General features: G+C 42.5%; 18 protein-coding genes and 1 pseudogene. 13 read left to right on the top strand and 6 right to left on the bottom strand.

Going from position 1 to position 21,844, the window contains the following annotated elements; all coding sequences use genetic code 11:
* The first annotated feature begins 88 nt into the window (after positions 1-88).
* Positions 89-910 (top strand): hypothetical protein, encoded by an 822-nt coding sequence (locus tag H6H03_RS20570; protein ID WP_242065744.1) that lies wholly within the window; start codon positions 89-91, stop codon positions 908-910.
* 33 nt (positions 911-943) lie between these two features.
* Here H6H03_RS20570 and H6H03_RS20565 read toward each other — a convergent pair whose 3' ends face one another.
* A complete protein-coding gene (locus H6H03_RS20565; protein ID WP_190956943.1) occupies positions 944-1,132 on the bottom strand; it encodes a hypothetical protein in 189 nt (62 codons plus the stop codon).
* A 145-nt stretch (positions 1,133-1,277) separates the two neighbouring features.
* Here H6H03_RS20565 and H6H03_RS20560 point away from each other — a divergent pair, with 145 nt between their 5' ends.
* The 4 genes from H6H03_RS20560 to H6H03_RS20545 all read left to right on the top strand — a co-directional run bounded on the left by H6H03_RS20560 (position 1,278) and on the right by H6H03_RS20545 (position 6,557).
* Entirely contained in the window at positions 1,278-2,942 is a 1,665-nt protein-coding gene (locus H6H03_RS20560; protein WP_190956942.1) for an NAD(P)H-hydrate dehydratase, read from the top strand.
* 433 nt (positions 2,943-3,375) lie between these two features.
* Positions 3,376-4,212, top strand: a complete 837-nt coding sequence (locus H6H03_RS20555; protein ID WP_190956941.1) for a YsnF/AvaK domain-containing protein — start codon at positions 3,376-3,378, stop codon at positions 4,210-4,212.
* Positions 4,213-4,631: 419 nt separating this feature from the next.
* A complete protein-coding gene (locus H6H03_RS20550; RefSeq protein ID WP_190956940.1) occupies positions 4,632-5,543 on the top strand; it encodes a DUF2382 domain-containing protein in 912 nt (303 codons plus the stop codon).
* Positions 5,544-5,639: 96 nt separating this feature from the next.
* Positions 5,640-6,557 carry a YsnF/AvaK domain-containing protein gene (locus H6H03_RS20545; RefSeq protein ID WP_190956939.1) on the top strand — a complete coding sequence of 306 codons (918 nt, stop codon included), beginning with the start codon at positions 5,640-5,642 and terminating at the stop codon, positions 6,555-6,557.
* Between the two features lie 258 nt (positions 6,558-6,815).
* On the opposite strand, the gene H6H03_RS20540 is transcribed toward H6H03_RS20545, so the two are convergent.
* Both H6H03_RS20540 and H6H03_RS20535 read right to left on the bottom strand, forming a co-directional pair.
* The gene (locus H6H03_RS20540; protein WP_190956938.1) at positions 6,816-7,856 is read right to left on the bottom strand and encodes a zinc-dependent alcohol dehydrogenase family protein; all 1,041 of its coding nucleotides are present in this window, start codon (positions 7,854-7,856) and stop codon (positions 6,816-6,818) included.
* Between the two features lie 208 nt (positions 7,857-8,064).
* Positions 8,065-8,838 (bottom strand): SDR family oxidoreductase, encoded by a 774-nt coding sequence (locus tag H6H03_RS20535; RefSeq protein ID WP_190956937.1) that lies wholly within the window; start codon positions 8,836-8,838, stop codon positions 8,065-8,067.
* Positions 8,839-9,012: 174 nt separating this feature from the next.
* Here H6H03_RS20535 and H6H03_RS20530 point away from each other — a divergent pair, with 174 nt between their 5' ends.
* Positions 9,013-10,035, top strand: coding sequence for an AraC family transcriptional regulator (locus H6H03_RS20530; RefSeq protein WP_190956936.1), 1,023 nt, complete (start codon positions 9,013-9,015; stop codon positions 10,033-10,035).
* A gap of 569 nt (positions 10,036-10,604) precedes the next feature.
* Here H6H03_RS20530 and H6H03_RS40435 read toward each other — a convergent pair.
* A complete protein-coding gene (locus tag H6H03_RS40435; protein WP_242057932.1) occupies positions 10,605-11,015 on the bottom strand; it encodes an MFS transporter in 411 nt (136 codons plus the stop codon).
* A 130-nt stretch (positions 11,016-11,145) separates the two neighbouring features.
* Here H6H03_RS40435 and H6H03_RS20520 point away from each other — a divergent pair, with 130 nt between their 5' ends.
* Complete coding sequence (locus tag H6H03_RS20520; RefSeq protein WP_190956935.1) at positions 11,146-12,069, top strand: ion channel; 924 nt, start codon at positions 11,146-11,148, stop codon at positions 12,067-12,069.
* Between the two features lie 48 nt (positions 12,070-12,117).
* Here H6H03_RS20520 and H6H03_RS20515 read toward each other — a convergent pair whose 3' ends face one another.
* Positions 12,118-12,300: a hypothetical protein gene (locus H6H03_RS20515; RefSeq protein WP_190956934.1), complete on the bottom strand. Its 183-nt coding sequence runs from the start codon at positions 12,298-12,300 to the stop codon at positions 12,118-12,120.
* Positions 12,301-12,475: 175 nt separating this feature from the next.
* Here H6H03_RS20515 and H6H03_RS20510 point away from each other — a divergent pair, with 175 nt between their 5' ends.
* Together H6H03_RS20510 and H6H03_RS20505 are read left to right on the top strand one after the other, a co-directional pair.
* Positions 12,476-14,176, top strand: coding sequence for an alpha/beta hydrolase (locus H6H03_RS20510; protein ID WP_190956933.1), 1,701 nt, complete (start codon positions 12,476-12,478; stop codon positions 14,174-14,176).
* Positions 14,177-15,272: 1,096 nt separating this feature from the next.
* Positions 15,273-16,091 carry an SDR family NAD(P)-dependent oxidoreductase gene (locus tag H6H03_RS20505; RefSeq protein WP_190956932.1) on the top strand — a complete coding sequence of 273 codons (819 nt, stop codon included), beginning with the start codon at positions 15,273-15,275 and terminating at the stop codon, positions 16,089-16,091.
* A gap of 99 nt (positions 16,092-16,190) precedes the next feature.
* On the opposite strand, the pseudogene H6H03_RS40430 reads toward H6H03_RS20505, so the two are convergent.
* A pseudogene (locus H6H03_RS40430) lies at positions 16,191-16,346 on the bottom strand (hypothetical protein); the annotation flags it as partial.
* 185 nt (positions 16,347-16,531) lie between these two features.
* Between H6H03_RS40430 and H6H03_RS20495 the strand changes: the two are divergent.
* From H6H03_RS20495 to H6H03_RS20475, 4 genes are all read left to right on the top strand, one after another.
* Positions 16,532-18,019: a glycosyl hydrolase family 57 gene (locus tag H6H03_RS20495; protein ID WP_190956931.1), complete on the top strand. Its 1,488-nt coding sequence runs from the start codon at positions 16,532-16,534 to the stop codon at positions 18,017-18,019.
* A gap of 326 nt (positions 18,020-18,345) precedes the next feature.
* On the top strand, positions 18,346-18,810 hold the full coding sequence (locus tag H6H03_RS40425) for a hypothetical protein (RefSeq protein WP_242057931.1): 465 nt from the start codon (positions 18,346-18,348) through the stop codon (positions 18,808-18,810).
* A gap of 380 nt (positions 18,811-19,190) precedes the next feature.
* On the top strand, positions 19,191-19,784 hold the full coding sequence (locus tag H6H03_RS20480; RefSeq protein WP_190956930.1) for a LemA family protein: 594 nt from the start codon (positions 19,191-19,193) through the stop codon (positions 19,782-19,784).
* 6 nt (positions 19,785-19,790) lie between these two features.
* Positions 19,791-21,695, top strand: coding sequence for a M48 family metallopeptidase (locus H6H03_RS20475; protein ID WP_190956929.1), 1,905 nt, complete (start codon positions 19,791-19,793; stop codon positions 21,693-21,695).
* Positions 21,696-21,844: the final 149 nt, after the last annotated feature.

The raw sequence follows: 21,844 nt of genomic DNA, 5'->3' as shown, positions 1-21,844 counted from the left end.
ACTAATTAGTTCCTGACGGAAATTGCCAAAAAATAAATATTTAGATTTCTTTCTAACTAATATGTCTAGTGCAATACCAAGTCAGTTTATGCGATTTCAAATCTTCTCCTTGTTAATGGGAGGATGTTTAGCGGTGCTTGCAAACTCTACTCCAGCACAAGCACAAATCTCCCATAGCAACCTGCTACTGGCTCAAGAATTTGAACCTTTACCGCCAGTTCCCTTTGGTCAAGAATCACCGCAGTTACCACCGGCACAACCAGCACAAATTTATCAACCAGAGCAAAACTTTCAGCCGTCACAACCACTAGAAAATTATCAACCCGAACAAAACTTTCAGCCTTCTCAACCAGCACAGTTTAGTCAATATAACCAAAACTTTGAACGCTACTTAGTTTTTGTGGATGCTAGCGATTTCCAGACCCTACAACAAATACGTCGGCTTGAACCTAGTGCTTACGTTCGACAATATCAAGGACGTAACGTCATTCAATCAGGAGTTTTTAGCAGAGTATCTAACGCCCAACAACGGGTAAATGAGCTACAGTCACGAGGCATTTATAGCGCACGAATTATCAGCTTTGCTAACGGACAGGAAACCGGCTACTTTGATGGAGGTAATAGAGGTAGCGATCGCCGTTCTGCAAATGTCCCAAAACAAGTCTCTAGATATTTTGTCGCCATTCCCACCACTTCACAAGAATTACCTGCGATCGCTGCTCAAATTAGACAGACTTTAGCCCAATTCAGCCAAAATTTAGGACGATCTGGTGGAGTCCTCGAAAGAACTCAACCACGAGGCCCACACGTAGCAGTAGGGCCTTTCGCTGACCGAGTACAAGCAGAAGAATGGAACAAGTATCTCCGAAACATCGGATACAAGAATGCTAGGGTTTATTACGGCAAGTGAACAAGTTAGGAGTTAGGAGTTTAGAGTTAGGAGTTAGGAGTTAGGAGTTAGGAGTTGTGAGTTAGGTGTCAAGAGAAGTTCTAGGAGCCACAGATGGTTCAGCACTGGCATTGGCAGGGGAGTTAGGAGTTGTGAGTTAGGTGTCAAGAGAAGTTCTAGTGCAGAAATTCTACCCACCTTGCCAGGGTTAAAGCTAGCAATTAGCAGTAATATAAAACTCATAACTCCAAACTTTAAACTCCAAACTTTAAACTCCTAACTCCTAACTCCTAACTCCTGACTCTAAACTCACAACTCCTAACTCCTAACTCCTAACTCCTAACTCTAAACTCCAAATTCCTAACTCCTAACTTTTCACTCAGCACTGATGTCAGATAGGCAAGAACAAATTTCACAAGTAGTAGTAACTGCTGAGCAAATGCGCGATATTGAAGCGCGGATATTTGCAGCAGGAATGCCTGTAGTAGCTTTGATGGAAAAGGTAGCAGGCTTAATTGCCCGTCGCATTCAAAATATTTATCCAAATCCAAGACAAATACAAGAAAAGGACACGGGGACGCGGGGACACGGGGACACGGAGATTCCTTTCCCCGCGTCAGATCGTCTCCCAGTCTCCGCGTCTTCTTCTTTCTTCTCCTCAAATTCTCGTATCGGCATTCTCGTTGGCCCCGGTCACAATGGCGGAGATGCTTTGGTAGTAGCCCGCGAATTACATTTTTGTGGTTATGAAATTTGGATTTATTCGCCTTTTTCTAAGCTCAAAGAATTAACTTCACAGCACTTGCAGTATGCTCGAAGTTTAGGTATACCAATTTATCAAGAAATTGAGCAATTGCCGAGTTCTGATTTGTTGATTGATGGGTTGTTTGGATTTGGTTTAGAAAAAAATCTCACCGATCCCATCGCTTCTGCAATCGATCGCTTAAATGAATTGTCTGTACCAATTTTGAGTATTGATTTACCTTCGGGATTGCACACCGACACAGGCGAAGTATTAGGAACCGCGATTCGCGCCACTCAAACCTTTTGCTTGGGTTTATGGAAGTTGGCTTTTTTCCAAGACCAGGCGCTGGAATTTGTCGGTAAAGCTGAGTTAATTGATTTTGATATTCCTTTGGCTGATGTCGAAGCTGTTCTGGGAAACACACCCAAAATTAAACGCATTACACCAGCAACGGCACTTTCGACTTTACCTTTACCCCGTCCAGCAATTACCCACAAATATAAGGAAGGACATTTACTGCTGATTTGTGGTTCGCGGCGCTATGCAGGTGGAGCAATTCTAACTGCTTTGGGTGCGCTCTTTAGTGGTGTGGGAATGCTTTCGGTTGCTGTACCAGAATCTTTAAAATCTCTTTTGGTGTCGCATTTGCCAGAAGCACTGATTGTCGGTTGTCCAGAAACGGAAACCGGTGCGATTGGTCAATTGCAACTACCTGCAAAAACTAATCTGAGTTCTTTTAGTGCGATCGCTTGTGGCCCTGGTTTAACAACAGATGCTAGTCCCATTGTCCAAGAAGTCATAGAAAGCGATGTTCCTCTGGTTCTTGATGCCGATGGTTTAAATATACTTGCCCAAATTGCAACTATCCCCACTCTACAAAAACGCCAAGCGCCAACCATTCTTACACCCCACGCAGGTGAATTCCAGCGGTTGTTTCCCCACATTGCCGATGCCAAACATGACAGAGTGAAAGCAGTACAACAAGCAGCAGCACAAAGCGGGGCGGTAGTATTGTTAAAAGGTGCGAGAACTGCGATCGCCAACCCCCAAAGTGAAGTTTGGATTGTCCCAGAAAGTACACCCGCCTTAGCACGTGGAGGTAGCGGTGATGTGTTAACTGGGCTATTGGGTGGATTGTTAGCGCAAGCAGTGACTAAACATATCCCAGTAGAAGATATCGCTGCGACTGCCGCTTGGTGGCACTCCCAAGCAGGTATTTTAGCAGCCCAAGAACGCACCGAGTTGGGTGTAAATGCGTTTACATTGGCACAATATTTAATAAAAACTCTCAGTAGTTTTAAAAGATAAAACTGACAATAATCCTACCTTGGGCTGAACAAAGTAATTTTTAATGTAAATAATCTTACAATTAAATCAGCTAAGAAATTATATAGCAGTTATCAGCTAGGTTAAGACATAAACTAATCGTTAAACCCCCACCAAGGGAATTTCCCTGTTGCCTATTGCCTCAACCTGTTCCCTACTACATATCAATCATCAACAATTTTCTATGAAAAAGATAGCCGACTTCTTCAATAAGTCTGGTCTCTAACGCTTTGATTATAACTTTAGTTCTATCTCTATTGATGATCGATAGTCTTCAAATTGAATCTTACCATCATAAAGTATGAGCTATAGACCCTGAAATGTCTTCATTTAATTCAGTCGCCAGCAGGAGGAGATTGACTCTAGTATTTTTTATACTAGTTAATAAAGATTACAGAAAACTTGGAAACAGCATATGCCTCTTCACAAACTTGAACATTTCGATCCAAATTATCGAGAAACTTTTGGCGGAGATGATGTAAAAGCACTTGATGTTTATACCGAAGGGGGACAGAGAGTTGGCTTAGTTGTTGATGTTTTAGTTGACGATGATGGTCGTTTTCGCTATTTAATTGTTGACACCAACCTAGATTCTGTTAATAAAAAAATCTTACTACCAGTTGGTCTTGCCCGTATCAATTATCCGGCACGAACAGTCCATGTTGATGGATTGAGCAGAGAGCAAATAGAAAGGTTACCCGATCATCAAGAAATCGAAAATATTGATAGCGATTACGAAGAAAAAGTACGTAGTGTATTTCGTCCTTCAACCAGTACCGTAGCTTATAATGAGACATACAATTACCAAAAAGAACCAGCTTTATACGAGTTGAACGAGCAATATAATCAAACTTTTAGGCTCTATGAAGAACGATTAATTGCTAACAAACATCGGGTCAAAACTGGGGAAGTAGCTGTAGGTAAGCATATTGAAACTGAAACCGCACGTGTCACAGTACCTATTCAAAAAGAACGAGTTCTGATTGAACGAGTTGTACCCACTGAAGCAGGAACCGTTGATACGAACGAACTTAAATTTCAAGAAGGGGAAGTAGCACGGATAGAAGTTTACGAAGAAACGCCCGAAATACGTAAAGAAGCCTTTGTGCGGGAAGAAGTTCGAGTTAAGAAAGTAATAGAACGCGACACTGTGGAAGCACAAGACACGATTCGTCGAGAAGAGTTAAATGTTGATACTGCCGGCGAGTTACACGTGCAGGAAACCGATGAGATAAGACATGAAACTGTTTAATAGTTAACAGTTACAGCACATTTGATTTAAATGAGATAGATAACGGCAAAATTTATCATTTTTAGATGTATATCTCATTTACCTGCAAATTGCTGTATCAGTTAAAAATACATCTACTAACTGTTAACTATTTATGTTGGTGAATTAGGCAAAGTAGCTCTGATAGTTAGAGATAAAATCTGTTTTAGTCTGGAATTTTGCTGTAAATTTATAAATTATAGCAGGCAAAGATAAAAATTAACTTTGCCTGCATTTGAATTTAAATTTTTATAAATTTAATTAAAAACTATTTAGGAAATCCTACAACTTTGGATAATTGTTTATTAAATAATTTCTTTCGACAGAAGGAGGCGAAAGAGTAAATAAATGTCTACCTTAGTAACAAGTAAATGTAAATAAATTTTTTGAGGCTAAATAGAATGGTTCTTTACAAGTTAGAAGATTTTGAACCTAACTATCGCGATAGTTTTGATGGTCATGATATTAAGGGACTTGGTGTCTATACACAAGGAACTGATGAAAAAATTGGTACTATCAACGATGTTTTAGTTGACGAAGATGGCCATATCCGTTATCTAGTTGTTGACTTAGGTTTCTGGATTTTTGGTAAAAAAGTATTACTACCAATTGGTCGCGCTCGTATTGACTATAATAGCGATCGCGTTTACACCATTGGCTTGACTAGAGAGCAAGCAGAAGATCTACCTGAGTTCAACGAACGCCTGGCCCTTGACTACGATTACGAAGAACGGGTACGTGGAGTATATCGCCAGCCCGGACAATACACCACTCCAGTAGAAGCGTCAACACCTCTCGAATCATCAACATCTCTACAAGGAACAGCAGCACCAGCGCCATTAGATACGACCTATTCTACTCCTACTTACAACCGCGATAGTTACAAATACGAACATGAGCCTTCTTTATACAATTTAAACGAACAAGATCACCAAACTTTGAGATTGTATGAAGAACGACTAATCGCCGGCAAACAACGCCGTAAAACTGGAGAAGTAACAATTGGTAAACACGTTGAAACCGACACTGCACGAGTCTCAGTACCAATTGAAAAAGAGCGAATTGTGATTGAACGTGTAACTCCAACCGATGCAGGTAGAGCTGTTTCTGCACGTGAAGCAGACTTCCGTGAAGGCGAATTTGCTCGTGTTGAACTCCATGAAGAAACTCCTGAAATTCGCAAAGAAGCAGTTTTGCGGGAAGAAGTTAGAGTTAGAAAAGTCGTAGATCAAGAAACAGTTCAAGCTCAAGAAACTGTACGCCGTGAAGAATTAGACGTAAATGCTCCTAACCTTCCCATTGAAGAACGCTAAGGGAAAATAGGGACTGGGAAATAGGGACTGTTTCCTAATACCCAGTCCCCAATACCCACCCCCCAGTACTCAGTCCCTTTTACTAATAGCTAACCGATGGTAAGAAGCATTGGACAGGTAAGCTCAAATAGTCACACTAACACCTTACTAGCAAATTTAAAACACAAGGTGAAAAATTTTGTTGTGTTTGATAGTCAAGGTGAGCTAGTAGGAAAGGTTCAGGATTTGATTGTAGATAGTAATCATCGGTTAAACTTAGTTATATCTAACCGAGTGAATGAACAAATTCTCGTATCTAATCAGCATTTAACCGATAAACATGCTTCTTTATTCTGGGTGCAGAGCCAGAGAGTCAAAAAAATCGACAATCCGAATAAATCTGTTTTCATAGACTTAGATAAATCAGAAATAGAGTATATGCCGGAATATTTAGAAGCAGAAACACCAGGCGATGTCTACGACGGGCTGAGCCTACGCAAATCCGAACTATCACAAAACTCAACTAAAGAACTAGCTTATAATCAAACTACAAATAACTCTGTTGAGCCAGCAGAATTAGAAGACGTTAGTGAAGAAAAGATTATTCGTTTACTAGAAGAACGGCTAGTTGTTGAAAGCAACAAGCATAAAGTAGGTGAAGTAGTTGTTCGCAAAGAAATCGAAACCCGGATGGTACAAGTTCCTGTACGCCGTGAGAAATTAATCGTCGAACAAGTCAGTCCAGAACACAAGCAACTTGCAGAAATTGATTTAAGCGGAGGTGAAATTTCTGGGCTGGAGTTGAATGAAGTAGAAACACTCGAACTTACACACTTTGACGGTGGCTTAACAGTCAACGGGGAATTTACTTCACCTAAAATTGCTAGTTTATTATTGAATGCGATCGCCCTAGAGAAAAATCACGGATGCAATAAGGTGCGAGTAGCAATTTCTGTTGCAGATGAATCGCATCAAAAAAAATACCAGGAGTGGTTTGACCGCTGTTCCAAAGGTCAGCAACCAAAGCCTGAATAAATACAACAGAATTTAGAAGTAAAACAGATTTGAAAACTACTAAGGCTAATCTTGTGTACTTCAGCAACTTGAAATCTGTTGTAAATAAGTTTCTAGCAGATAAATCAGTAGGGCGAGCATTGCACGCCCTATTTTTTTGCCCATAATTTAGGGCTGCTATTCTGGATTCTATAAATTCCTCTGAGGCGTGTATCTTTTTGCGACAAGAAGATCTCATTATTGCTTCCTAACCCCTCCGGATCTGGTGAGTCAGGTTCTTTAAGGGCGTACCATGACTTTGATTGCTTCCCGACTATCCATTGCGGCATACCCTCTGGGAACACTGTCGAGATCGACGGTTAAATCGAGAACAGCAGAGGCATCGAGTTTACCTGCCACAGTATCGGTTAGCAGTTCTGGAATGTAAGTACGGGCGGGTGCTGCACCGCCTCGCAATGTGATGTTATTCATAAATAAACGACCCAGATTGAAACTATGGCCGCTACCGTGCGGCACGCCAACATACCCGATCGCTCCACCGGGACGCGCAATGCCGATGGCTGTTGCCATTGCAGACTCACTGCCCACACATTCAAGTACCGACTCTGCGCCACCCTGGGTCATCTCTTGCACAGCGGCGATCGCTTCCTCACCTCGACTGCTGACAACATCCGTGGCACCAACCCGTCGTGCAATCTCTAGCCGCGATTCGTGCCGTCCCAAGATGATAATGCGTTCAGCACCCAGTCGTTTGGCGGCAAGCACGCCACACAGACCCACAGCCCCATCGCCAATGACTGCAACTGTGCTACCTGTGCGGACACCCGCTGAGATGGCAGCATGATGTCCGGTAGACATCACATCGGTAAGCGGCAGAATGGCGGTGAGGAGGTCATCATCATTCTCAACGGCTTTCGGAATGACGACTAATGTGCCATCCGCCAAGGGCGAACGGATGGCTTGGGCTTGTCCACCATCGTTTGTGCTTCCCTCCCAAAAACCACCATGTACGCAAGAGGTTTGAATTCCTTTATGGCAGAATTCACAGCTGCCATCGGAAAAGGCAAAGGGAGCGAGGACGCGATCGCCCTTCTTCAACGTGCGAACATCAGAGCCAACTTCTTCTACAATTCCCATCCATTCGTGTCCTGTTCGCCAGCCTGGTTGCCACTCTTCTTCACCCCGATAGAACCAGAGGTCAGATCCGCAAACGCAGGCGTGAGTAATCCGAACAATGGCATCTGTGGGCTGTTGAATTGTGGGATCGGGAACATTCTCAACCCGAACATCACCAGGGGCATAGTAAACAGTTGCTTTCATCAAACAATCTCCTTGTAAAAAACTAATGCTTGCCTTATTTTCTTCTACCTGTGGCTTTTGCCAGTTCCTCGCTTACTTGCTGAGATGCTGAGTGAAGAAGGACTGAAGTTTGTCCCAGGGGATGAGGTTCACCCGGTTATAAAGGTCGACGTGCCCGGCCCCTGGAACAATGTAAAGTTCCTTTTTCAGGGAAGCGCGGGATCTCCACTCACTGCACCGTTTGACCGCCATCGACAACCAAGGCGTGTCCGACGATGAAGGCAGCCGCGTCCGAACACAGCCAGACAACGGCATTGGCAATCTCTTCGGGCTGGCCCATCCGTCCGATTGGCTCCTCCGAGATTACCTGCTTGCGTCCTTCAGCAGTGCCGCCAGTGAAGCGATCCATCATCGGTGTGTCAATGTAACCGGGGGCAACGGCGTTGACGCGGATGTTGTGGGAGGCATAGTCGAGAGCCGCCGACTTGGTGAGTCCGATTACGCCGTGTTTTGCGGCGGTGTATGCGGCTCCACCCTTGATGCCTATGACCCCGGCACCCGATGATGTGTTCACGATCGCGCCGCCCCCTTGCTTGAGTAGCAGCGGAATTTCATGCTTCATGCACAGAAAAACGCCGCGCAGGTCGATGTCTACGATCCGATCCCACTCTTCCTCATCGATTTCCGCTGTTGCTGTATTTTTCTGCTCCACACCGGCGTTGTTGAAGGCAAAGTCCAGCCGCCCGAAGGTCTCGATGGTCTTGGAAAGAGCCGCCTTTACGTCCTCGGCTTGCGTCACATCGCACTTGACGGCAAGCGCTCGTCCGCCGAGGTCTTCAATCATCTGTGCCGTTTCTTGATTGGCCTGTTCTGAAACGTCGGCGACCACTACATTAGCACCCTCACGGGCAAATGCCAGCGCCGTAGCTCGACCAATGCCGTTCGCTGCTCCAGTCACAAACGCAACTTTTCCTGTGTAGTTTTCATTCTCGTTCGTCGTCACTATTTTTCTCCTTAAAACCTTTGTTTTGAATGTAGGACTTTTCTAACAGTGCAAATTTGTGAAGTGTTGCCCGTAGATTTGATGATGCTTCTTTCATGCTTCATTCTAAGAATCCTGAAGAACAAGTAATAGGACGATCGTCTAAGATCGTTGTACAATTCTGCAAACTTAGAAATGAATGCTGCCAAAACGAGTGAAAAGTCCGATCGCGATTTCATGAACGACCAGCAGGCAATACGCGAGGCTTCCAGAGTGCAAGCCAACCGAGACGAATTGGCTGAACGCATCTCACAGGCGATTCCTCATGATGGGGCGATCGAGCCGCTCAAGGGCTTACATCTTCACCGATTCTCCTCACCTAGGTCAGCCTGTCATGCTGTCTCTATCCCAGCCTTTTGTGTAATCGCCCAGGGCAGTAAAGAAGTGCTTTTGGGTAACGATCGCTATCAGTACGACCCTGCACATTATCTGTTGGCGACGGTCGAACTGCCGATTATGAGCCAAATTCTAGAAGCCTCCAAAGCTCAACCTTGCCTGAACCTCCGCCTCGATCTCGATTCCACTCTGGTCGGTTCAGTCATGGTCGAGGCGGGCTATTCCGCATCCCAAAGTCGTGCCAATGTCAAAGCGATCGACGTGAGTCCACTAGATGCGCCGCTGCTCGATGCCGTTGTCCGGCTCGTTCGGCTGTTGGACACGCCCGCCGAAGCGCGAGTTCTGATGCCGCTGGTCGCACGGGAAATCATTTACCGACTCCTGATTGGAGAGCAAGGCGCGCGGCTTCGTCATATTGCCGTTCTGGGTGGCTACACCCACCACATAGCTCTTGCCGTCGAGCGACTTCGTAAAGATTTTAAGGAGCCGATCAAGATGGAAAGCATCGCGCGAGAGCTGGGAATGAGTGTCTCCGGCTTCCACCATCACTTCAAGTCTGTCACTGCAATGAGTCCCTTGCAGTTCCAGAAGCAACTGCGGCTCCAGGAGGCTCGCCGTCTGATGCTGGGGGAAAACCTTGACGCTACCAGTGCTGCTTACCATGTGGGTTATGACGATGCCTCCCACTTCAATCGGGAGTACAAGCGGCTGTTTGGCGCACCACCGATGCGCGATGTGGAGCGGTTGCGAGAAGCTGTTAAGGAGACTGCTAGTTCAATACAATCTCCTCAAGATGCCCAATATTTTGCCATAAATCGCTAAAACATTGTGGGCGTATAATCCCATTGCAGTTCCTCAATCCTCTGCTTTTGTATTCAAAGAAATTAACGTGTCGGTCGTGGGTTGAATTAAAGAATTGAATAGCGAAAAGAGTATACTGACTGCTACAAAATAAATAATGTTAGGAAAAACTGGCATTCAAACAAATTAAAAGCTTCACAAAATAGACCTAAAAATAATATACTAGTTACATTAATTTTCTTTTTGATAATTTAAACTTCCCAAGTTTACATAATTACACCTAACACTTCGACAACTAAAAATAGGAGTGTTAAAAACTGGCTATTTTGACCCAAGAGATTAATCTAGTAAGATTGAAATGCATAGGTAAAAATAGTAAAATTTGTGCCAATACAAAAATTGATAATTAGAAGTACGCCAATTTTAGGTATGGCTAAACCTTTAATTAAATTTTCTAAACCTAAATCAAAAATATTGTGTGCTTTCTCAGCTTTTGTTGGCAGAGTTTCTGGTAGTAAAAAGATTGTGATTAATAAAGCTGCGAATGCCACTGCACTGGAAACTATAAATCCAAAATCCAGAGAAATCTGCTATGCCAATAAGCTGGTAACTGGATTGAGTACAAAGCCTAATCCTAATGCTGCTCCATAAATTACAAACCCTTGGGCACACTTTTCAGGAATAGTGACATCTGAAATAATTGCTTGAGCTACGGAAGCATTTTTGCCAGTGATTTCATCTAAAATTCGGGCGATAAAAAGAATAACTGCTGTTGTCGCCGTTCCAGCAATCAAGTTAGCTAACACATTTACAGCTAAACTGATAATTAGTAAAGGCTTGCGTCCTAAGCAATTGGAAAGTTTACCAATCACCGGAGTTGCAAAAAACTGAGCTATGGAATAAATCGAAAATAACAAACTCGTCTGAAAATCGCTGAGGCCGAATTGTTTGCCATAAAGATAGATAATGGGAATTAAAACTGAGGGAATTAATAAAAGCAATTAAAGCAGTAATCCAGAAATTCCGGTTCATCACAGCCAGGTTGTTACTTTGCAACTGCACTGTAACTGAAAACAGCGGCTCTTCAACTTTAGTAATAATACTTACTTATCGTTCTTTTGGCTACCCCAGATGAAATTTCGAGTCAAGCGACTTTCACGCAAGCAACAACAGCGTTTGCTCCCACGTATTCACATTCAGATTCGAGATGGAAAGTTTGAGATTATGGGGATGGGTGTGTGGTATTCCTACTGGCGCGATCCCTATCATCTGCTGCTTACCATTCCCTGGCCTGGGTTTTTAATACTGATTTGTCTATCTTATGTAACTATTAATGCTGTATTCGCTGTAGCTTACTTACTAGGAGGAGATTGTATTGCCAACGCTAGGCCCGGCTCTTTTTTAGATGTTTTTTTCTTTAGCGTCCAAACCCTAGCATCCATCGGCTACGGTGCGATGTATCCTAAAACAACTTACGCCAATATTATTGTTACCATTGAAGCGATGATCGGTTTAGTGGGAATCGCTGTGATGACCGGACTAGCGTTTGCCCGATTCTCTCGACCAACCGCCCGCGTGATGTTTAGCCGTGTAGCGGTGATTACACCTTATGATGCCAAGCCGACTTTGATGTTTCGCACTGCTAATCAGCGCCGCAACATGATTTTGGAAGCGCAGATGCGAGTATATTTGATGCGCGACGAAGTAACCGCAGAAGGTCAGGCTATGCGTAGAATCTACGATTTGAAACTGCTGCGGAACCAAACACCAAGCTTTTCCTTAAGCTGGTCAGTGGTACATGTGATTGATGAGTTTAGTCCTTTATATGGGATGACGGCAGAATTACTAATACAGACAAATTCCATGCTAATGATTTCTTTGAGTGGCATTGATGAAACAGTTGCACAGGTCGTCCACGCCCGTCACAGCTATAGCGCTAAGGAAATTTTGTGGAATAATCGCTTTGTCGATATCTTCCACGAAACACCCGATGGACATCGCTACATCGACTACAATCGCTTCCACGATGTTTTACCTTTAGATGAAATCGAGTAAGAATTCAGAATTCAGAATTCAGCGTTCCCGCGTCTATGGGCCTTGGTGTTAGTTCTTTGGACATTGTATCGGTTTAACCACAACCCGACCATTTTCAACTACAGTACAATTTTTACCAGTATTATTGGTGTCGTTAACTGGCACATCCTGACACTGCTTTTTGTGAGAGATATTTTCCTCTTGTTGTTGATTGAGAATGACAACACAAGAGGAACAAGAAGTGGAAGACATATAAAATATTTCGATCTCTATAATCTATTATCGCTCTATTAAATGCTGTTTGGCTGAAAAATTTACTACTTGCAGCGATTTTAACTGGGTAGAATACAGATGATTGTAGAAAGGTACGGCTAGCTGTGCATTTTTACAAGAATTGTTTGGCAGGGTTAGACAATGGGTTTTTCTGATGAAAAAATTTTGGCGATACCTGGGTTTAAGTTTTGTATCTACCTTTTTGACTGCTACTCCCGGATTGGCAGCCGATCGCATTAGCTTTTATTACCCTCCCTTCGGCGAATTCTCTTTGTCTGTGGACTCGCTAGAAACTTTTGCGAAAGTTGGCAAAATCGATGGAGACTTTTCCTTCTATGCTAGCCGTGCTACTCCCGAACAACTCGCCCAATTGCGGAATCTACTCCAGCAACGCTTCAATGTTAGTCCTACAGTAGTATCTCAGGTTACCTATTCGCCAATCGGTGAAGAGGTGATACAACGTCTAGGAGAATTATTGCTCACTGAGTCTCGACAAAACGGTTTCTATGCCATACGTGCAGCTTTGATCGTAGCTGCTGCCGATCGCGATGGCTTAACAGTTATAAATTTGCTGCGGAGATTCCCCAGCAAAACTATCAGGCTGAATTATTCACAAGGGCTAAGGATTGTCGATAACTTGTCACAACTTATAGAAAAAAAGGATGAAGTTGTGGGTTTTCTGCAACAACAAGCGACGGTAGCCGCAGCCAATTCAAGGGTTGATTTCTCACAACAGCCAGATTTGCGATCGCCAGGAAAATTTTCTTGGCAGAAAAAAAGCTTTGAGCTAAATGACTTTTCTCGCAATCGTCGTTTGCCAGTAGATATCTATTTACCTCAAGCCAATTCCCAAGGTGAACTAAAACCGCCGTATCCCCTAATTGTAATTTCTCATGGTCTGGCTTCCGATCGCTCTACCTTTGCTTACCTAGCTCAACATCTGGCATCCTATGGTTTTGCGGTTGGGGTATTGGAACACCCTGGTAGTAATGCCGAACGTATTCAGCTATACTTTGCAGGTTTGGCAGGGCCGCCAGAACCAGCAGAATTTATCAATCGGCCTTTGGATATTAAGTATTTACTCAATGAACTTGAGCGTTTAGAAAAATCCGATCCCTTCCTCCAAGGAAAACTTAATTTTGACCAAATTGGGGCGATCGGTCAGTCTTTTGGTGGTTATACTGTTTTGACTCTGGCAGGAGCAACGATTAACTTTAACCAACTCTACCAAGACTGTAATCCCAATAATTCTTTCTTTAATTTGTCGCTGTTGTTGCAGTGTCAAGCTGCTGAGTTATCCCCAAAAGATTACCAACTCAAAGACGATCGCATTAAGGTAGTCATGGCGATTAATCCCATTGACAGTTCAGTTTTAGGTCAAGGCGGTATCAATCAAATTAAAATTCCAGTAATGTTGGTGGCTGGTAGTCAAGATATTTTCGCCCCACCTGTATCTGAGCAAATTCTCCCTTTTACCTGGCTGGCTGACTCCAATAAGTACCTTGCTTTGATTGAAAACGCCACCCATTTTAGTGCGATCGCCGAACCTACTCCTGAGAACAATGTATTACCTGTGCCGCCTGCCTTACTAGGCCCTAACCCTACTCCTGTTTATTCCTATCTCAACGCTTTAAGCGTAGCTTTCTTATCTACCCATCTCCTCAACCGCCCAGAATACCGCTCTTATTTGCAGCCATCTTACGCCACATTCATTAGTAAAGAACCTCTGAATCTCAGCCTTTTGCAATCATTGACACCAGATCAATTTAATCAAGTCTGGAGTGGGGCAATTCCCCAGTCATTCCGGCCATCAAATCCTCAACTTCCGGCTCCTCAAGGACAAGAAGGAAAATAATATAGCAGGGAACAGGCATTAGGTAACAGACTTAGAAGCCACACACCTGAAAACTGCTATAACTCCTAACTCACCACTCTTGAATAATTACGTATATTCACACAAACGAGTTTTTTCTAGAGTATTAGTAATTATGAAATGATGTTGGCTTATGGTTCAGATCCCCGATTTCTCTAAGAAGTTGGGGATCTTCTTAGTCATTAATGATTAAGAATTGCTATAAACAAGATAAATCTCAAGCATTAATTAGATAATCTCAAAGTTAAATATAATTCAACAGGACTTTTACTAAAGTTTTAACAAACAAAGATACTCTTATAATTGGCATTTTATATAAATATCCAGCCCTCTTATCTGATGAAAAAAAATAAGAACCATAAAGCTAAATTTTCAATCAATCAGTAAATTTACTGTCAGTAGTACACAAATTATTAATAAAATATAATTATTACAATCATCAGAAAGATAAGATGGCAATCTTAAATAATGCCTGAGAAACCAGGTATTACAATTCTTTGATGAGTCGGCATCTGAGCTTGGAGATTCTTACACATCAAATAGGATTGCTAAATATGTCTTTCTTATATCTAAGCTGTGACTTAGATATAACAATTTCCCAAAACAGAAATTAATTGTCAGGGCTTTGAGATATTTGTACTTACGTATTCATAAAAACTTATTTAATAAAATCTTTTATATATATATACTTGTGTTAACAAGTATTAAGAAAGTCTTATTAAAAGATGTTGCAATGACTTGATTTAATTGCTAACGTGTGTATGTCAACGATGCTGATGAACGCTCAAATCGAGGAGAAGTAAAATCTATGAGCTATATTGATTCAGCCAAGTACGTTAGTAATTAAGAGTAAAAAACGAGAAATTTCTGCCTCGTATAGACAATTACGAAGGATTGCAGATTAACCAAGAAATACCTCGTTGTTAAAGACTTAAATTTCAAGTGACTGGGGATTGGTGACTGGGAATTAGCGACTAGGGGGATGAAGGGCAGGCAAGAATAATTAATAACCAATGCCCAATGCCCAATGCCCTATGCCCTATGCCCAATCCTAATTAGATTTCGGAGGATAAAACCAATGGAGATTCAAGGTAAAGTAGCCCTAATTACAGGGGCTTCTCGCGGTATTGGCAGGGCGATCGCCCTGGAACTAGCTAAACAAGGGATCAAGCGGCTGATATTGGTAGCACGCGATCGCCAGAAGTTAGTCGAGGTAGCGAACAAAATTGAGGCCATGGGTGTGGAGACTGCGATCGTTGCCTTAGATTTGGCTCAGGTAATTGAGGTGAATGTCACTATTGCTCAGGTTTGGCGCAACTATGGCCCGATTCATCTACTGGTTAATTGTGCAGGAGTCGCGTACCAAAGCTCGTTTTTGCAATCTAAACTGCCCCAAGTTCAAGAAGAAGTTTCTGTAAACTTATTGGGAATGTACAACCTCACGAGTCTGATAGCTCGACGCATGGCCAGCCAAAGGCAAGGAACAATCGTCAATGTATCGAGTCTAATGGGGAAAATTGCAGCACCGACAATGGCCACTTACTCGGCTACCAAATTTGCCATCTTGGGATTTACCCAAGCCTTGCGTCGGGAACTCGCCCAATACAATATCAAAGTGATTGCATTACTACCTTCTCTCACAGACACAGACATGGTACGCGACTTCAAATTATTTCGCTGGGTGATCCCCATGACTCCCCAGCAAGTGGCTCAAGCACTTGTCATTGGAATGCAAAATAATTCAGCAGAAATTTTAGTCGGATGGCAAAGTCATCTAGCTGTGTGGTGTCAACGCCTTGCCCCTTGGTTGTTAGAACTGATTTTACAAATAGCGAGTCCACCAGTACCAACAAGAGAACACCGCCAACAAAAACTGAGTTTTTTGGCTAAGACCTAGCGTTTTGGCGATTCGTTATCAGTAAGCAACAGTGGTTAGAAGAGTTTTTCGGTTTATCCGACAGCGTTCGGGATGAGGCTTTTTTGAAGGTATTTGAGTTCATCTAACCAGAAACTTAAATCGATTAAAACTACTGTTGCCAATAATTTTATAGCTACGTTGGATGCAGGAAAGCTGAAAAAAATCCTGATAACTTTTAACAGGAATGGCGAAATAAACAATTCTATCTAGTTCTTGTTCTTCAAGTGCTGGATAGTAATTAAGATATTATTTTATCGGCAAGCTGAGAATTACTACTCAAGATTGCGAGGGGCTAATTTGTAACGTTACATCAGCTTTGGGCTTTGAAAACCGCAGTTTGCATCAATAGATAAAGTTGTAGTTCAGAAATGGCTGTGCGATCGCATAATTAGACATACCTTGTTTCGGAGCAACCAGAAATGCTGACACTACCGACTAATCTCTCTTCTTTGCCCGAAATCATTAATGGCTTGCCAAATATTTCTGGTTGGGAAACAGAAATCCTTTCTGTAGTTAACAATGATGCGCCTGTCTTTTTACCAACAACGAATATTAAGTTAGATGACGTAAATGCTGTATTTGCGATCGCTTTACATATGCACCAGCCTACGATCCCTGCTGGATATGATGGTACACTCATCAGCAATTTGCAATACATGTTTGAACATCCCAACGAAGGCGATAACCATAATGCAGCGCCTTTTGCTTATTGTTACAGCCGTATGGGAGATTTCATTCCCGAACTTGTAAATCAAGGTTGCAATCCTCGTATAATGCTCGATTACTCAGGTAATCTTTTGTGGGGACTGCGGCAAATGGAACGCAGTGATATCCTTGATAACTTAAAACGTATTACTTGCGATTCTACCTATCAACCTTATGTAGAATGGCTGGGTACAATGTGGGGTCATGCTGTTGTTCCCTCCACTCCCATAGCAGATATTAAATTACATATAATTGCATGGCAACATCACTTTGCTGCAATTTTTGGCTGGGAAGCATTAGCACGAGTCAAAGGATTTTCGCCTCCAGAAATGCATTTACCAAATCATCCTGATGTCCTCTTTGAATTTGTAAAAGCGCTCAAAGAATGTGGATATCGTTGGTTACTGGTTCAAGAACATTCTGTAGAAACAATTAACGGTGAATCTCTCGCGTACAAACATTTACCACATCGTTTGATTGCCCGTAATTCTCAAGGCGAAACAATTAGCATTACAGCTTTAATTAAAACTCAAGGTTCAGATACTAAATTAGTTGCTCAAATGCAGCCTTACTATGAAGCAAAAACCTTATCTAAACAACAATTAGGAAGTGTATTTGTACCGCCAATAGTTAGTCAAATTGGAGATGGTGAAAATGGCGGCGTCATGATGAATGAATTTCCTAGTGCTTTCAAACAAGCTTGGTGGGATATGGTAAATCATGGTGGGGGAAAATCAGGCGTTGTTGGGATGTGTGGTACAGAATATTTAGAATTAATCGAAGCTGCTGGATGTAAATCTGAAGACTATCCAACTTGCCAACCAGTCGGACAACATTATATTTGGGAGCGAGTTTCAGCAGAGAACTTTCAACCTGAGGTTGTAGAGAATGTCATTCAAGAATTACAACAAAACAACCCGAATTTTCACATGGATGGAGCCTCATGGACAAATCATATTAGTTGGGTGAAAGGATATGAAAATGTCTTGTCTCCTATGTATGAATTGAGCAGTGGCTTTCATGAAAAATTTGATAAATTACAGCAAAATGATTCAGTAGAACCTATTACCAGACAATTTGAATACCGTAACTTTCTCCTACATAACCTTTTACTGGAAACTAGTTGTTTTCGTTATTGGGGACAAGGGGCTTGGACTGATTATGCAAGGGAAATTTATCAACGAGGTAAAAGCTTGTTGTAAAAGATTTTTGATTTCATAATCCAGAGAAAAGTTCGAGCTGAGGCTTCCTCGGCTTGAAAATTCGGAGATTACAACAGGGTTTATACCTGGTTTTGATATGAATATTTGTGTACTCGGCTGTAAGATTCTATGCAAATACAGCAGTTTGCAACTAAATGAGGTACAGAACCAAGGATTCACAAATCAAATTATTCTTCTCCCTCCTGCCTGGTTGTTGAATCTCGACTTCGCTCGATTACCGCGTAGTCGAAACACTGCCTTCTGCCTCCTGTCTCAAAACCAGTGACTTTGTACTTCATGCAAAAGAAAACTGCTGTATTTGACAAATGAGTATACAAAGAGAAAATGAGCGCATTCAAATAAATTTAGATTTATCGCCAGAGCTTTATGAGACAATAAGCAATCTGGCGGAACGGATTAATGGAGATAATGCTGAGGTGCTGTTAAAGGCACTCGCACTTCTAGAAGTTGCATTAGAAGCCAAGCAAAAAGGCAAACATATTTGGATTGCAGATGAAAACCAAAACCTAGAAACTGAAATTACAGATATAAAAGATTTATCAAAAATCATTGCCAATAAAGGTAAAAAGCCGCTGGTTCTATCAATAGGAAACTTAAAGTCGCAAGAAGATGCAGAACTTGAGCGGAAACTACGAGAAATCAAATTTCAACAAGAACTTAGGAAAGATTGGATTGTATTTCTTGTGAGAGATGTAGTATTTTTTTCTGCTGCTATCTTTTTTATTTTTGCTGTCAGCGGTTATTCGTTATTTATGCAAATTTATAGATAACCTTTCTGCTCATATAAGGCAAATGAGAGATATGGAATTGAAAAACAATTATCTTTGTGTTTCTTTCTCTCTGCGTTCTCTGCCCCTTTGTGGTTATTGAAAAATCGGTATTGCTGAATCTAGGGATGATTTTTACCTCACGCAAAGGCGCAAAGGCGCAAAGAATCTACCTTTAGCCTTCGTCAAAAATCTTAATTCATCCCGCATTTATGCAACGCCAAAAAATCTTACAACTCATCTACCTCAGTAAAGTTGCGTAATTAATTTTACAGACGACGAAGCTAACTTGCTACAAGTAAACTCATTGTCATATCCAACTATTTAGATTATCCCATCAAAATAGTTGAATTCTCTTGTGCAAGTTTTATGGATTGAAATTTATGACTATCGGAGTTTTCATATTTGCTGTGGCTTTAGTTGCTACTGTTGCTCTAATTCTGATTAATGGCTACAACGATTTAGTAAAGTATCGCAATCGGTACAAAAATGCTTACTCTCAAATCGATGTTCAATTACAGCGTCGCTATGATTTAATTCCTAATTTGGTGGAAACTGCCAAGGGATATATGAAACATGAGCGAGAAACTTTAGAAGCTGTAATTGCAGCTCGAAATTCTGCGATGAATGCTAACAGTCGTGCCGTACAAAATCCTGGCGATCCCCAAGCGATGCAGCAGTTGGGTAATGCAGAAGCAGCCCTGGCGGGTGCGTTAAGTCGCTTCATGGTACTTTCAGAATCTTATCCAGAATTGAAAGCCGATCGCACTATTACTCAGGTGATGGAAGAACTATCTTCGACTGAAAACCGCATTGCTTTTGCTCGTCAAGCTTTTAATGATGCTGTGACACTTTACAACACCAAAAGTGAATCTTTCCCCAGCAATCTTGTAGCAAATACCTTTAATTTTACCCTTGCAGAATTGCTTCCCGAAGCAAATCCAGAAGTGAGAAATGCTCCCCGCGTATCTTTTTAGGTGTCTATGAATTTCTTTGAACATCAGGATCGGGCACGCCAAAATACGCAACGATTAATCGGGTTGTTCTCTCTATCCATCGCAATCATGATTGTGGCAATTTATATTGCTGCTTTATTTTTGTTTCGCATGGCTCCTCGTATTTGGTGGCATTCAGGATTATTTCTCTGTGTAGCTGGGATTACAATAGTTGCGATCGCTTTAGGAAGTCTTTATAAAATTGCCTGTCTCCGTCAGGGAGGAAGTGTAATTGCCCAGGAATTGGGGGGAAGACTTTTACTACCAGAAACCGCCGACGAACAAGGACGACAACTATTAAATATAGTCGAGGAAATGGCGATCGCTTCTGGTATTTCTGTGCCGGAAGTTTATCTCCTAGAAAGAGAAACCAGCATTAATGCTTTTGCTGCGGGATTTACGCCCAATGATGCCGTCATTGGAGTTACCCGTGGGACTTTGCAACACCTCAACCGCGATGAACTCCAAGGAGTCATCGGCCATGAATTCAGCCACATTCTTAATGGCGATATGCGGCTGAATTTGCGTTTGGTGGGACTGCTACACGGAATTTTGTTCATTTATTTAACTGGGGAATTGCTATGGCGGCTTCGTGGTGGTTCCCGCGAAGAAAAAGGTTTGCCTTTGTGGGCATTTGGTTTAGCACTAATGGCAATTGGCGGTATCGGCTTACTTTGCGGACGCTTGATTAAAGCCGCCGTCTCTCGCCAACGGGAATTTCTCGCCGATGCTTCCGCCGTACAGTTCACTCGCAACCCCAACGGACTTACCGGAGTCTTCCAAAAACTCCAACAAATGGATTCCCGTTTGATTTCGCCGGGTGCAGAAGCCGCCAGTCACATGTTCTTCGGCAATGCCCTCAATCCTTCTTTCTGGGAAGATATGTTTTCTACCCACCCACCTTTAGCAGAACGTATTCGTCGTGTTGGGGGTGTGAACGTTAGCGATTTACCAACAGTACCATCTCGTAATTACACCCGTTCCCAGGAATCTTTAGTAATGGGCTTTGCGGGTGGTGCTAACGCCACGCCACAACAGGTAGTCAACCAAGTGGGAACCGTTGCACCAGAGCATTTTACCCACGCTCAAGGGCTGTTGTCCCAGTTGCCAGAATCTTTGCGCTTGGGCGTGCGGCAGCAGGAAACTGCAATGGCCATCGCTTTTGCGCTAGCGTTAGATACGGAAAATCTCGAAGTACAAGAACGTCAAATTGCCTGGTTACGCGAAGTGCAGCCCACAGAGTTGGTAGAAAAAACTCTGGAATTGAGTAGCGAAATTAGCCAGTTAGATCCCAGCATTCGCTTACCACTTGTAGATTTGACAGTACCCGCATTGCGGCAAAATTCCGCCAAAGAATGCCAAAGGTTGTGCAAATGCGTCCACGGTTTAGTGAAAGCCAAGGGCAATTTATCATTGTGGGATTTCGTGTTGCAGTTAATACTATGGCATCGTCTCCAACCTTGTATCAATCCTACGTCAGCCATAACGGTAGAATTCACCACCATCGAACAAATTTGGCCAGATAGCATCTTAATACTATCGACACTCGCACGTGTGGGACACACCGAACCAGATGCCATAGCTTATGCTTTTCGTTCTGGAGTTTTTCGACTTCCCAAAGCTGGAGAACAAGAAAAACCAGAGACACCTGTTCCTTGTAATTTTTCTGAGCTGAAGAAAAGTATCGAACGCCTCCAACTTGCTAGTCCCAAACTCAAGCAAGCTATTATTGATGCCTGTGCCCACACAGTACTCATAGATAATAAAGTTACTCCCTCTGAAGCAGATTTATTAAGAGCGATCGCCATGACGTTAGACTGCCCCATCCCGCCATTTTTAAATCCTCAACGTGGCAATTCAAAACAAAAACAATCTTTTCCAAAGGTCAGTTAAAGCCCAATTAATTTATTGAATTATCACAAGAAAAGAGTATCATATTGTACAAAAAAACTGACTCGTAGATATAGCAGATGAAGCATAGTTTAAGACATAAACTGCTCGTAAAACCCTGACACTAAGAGACTTTTTTTGCCTGTTGCCTA

The organism is Nostoc paludosum FACHB-159 (genome assembly GCF_014698835.1).
Taxonomy (GTDB): domain Bacteria; phylum Cyanobacteriota; class Cyanobacteriia; order Cyanobacteriales; family Nostocaceae; genus Nostoc; species Nostoc paludosum.
Note: the sequence above shows the minus strand (reverse complement) of the source record. Positions and strands in the feature narration are given on the sequence as shown.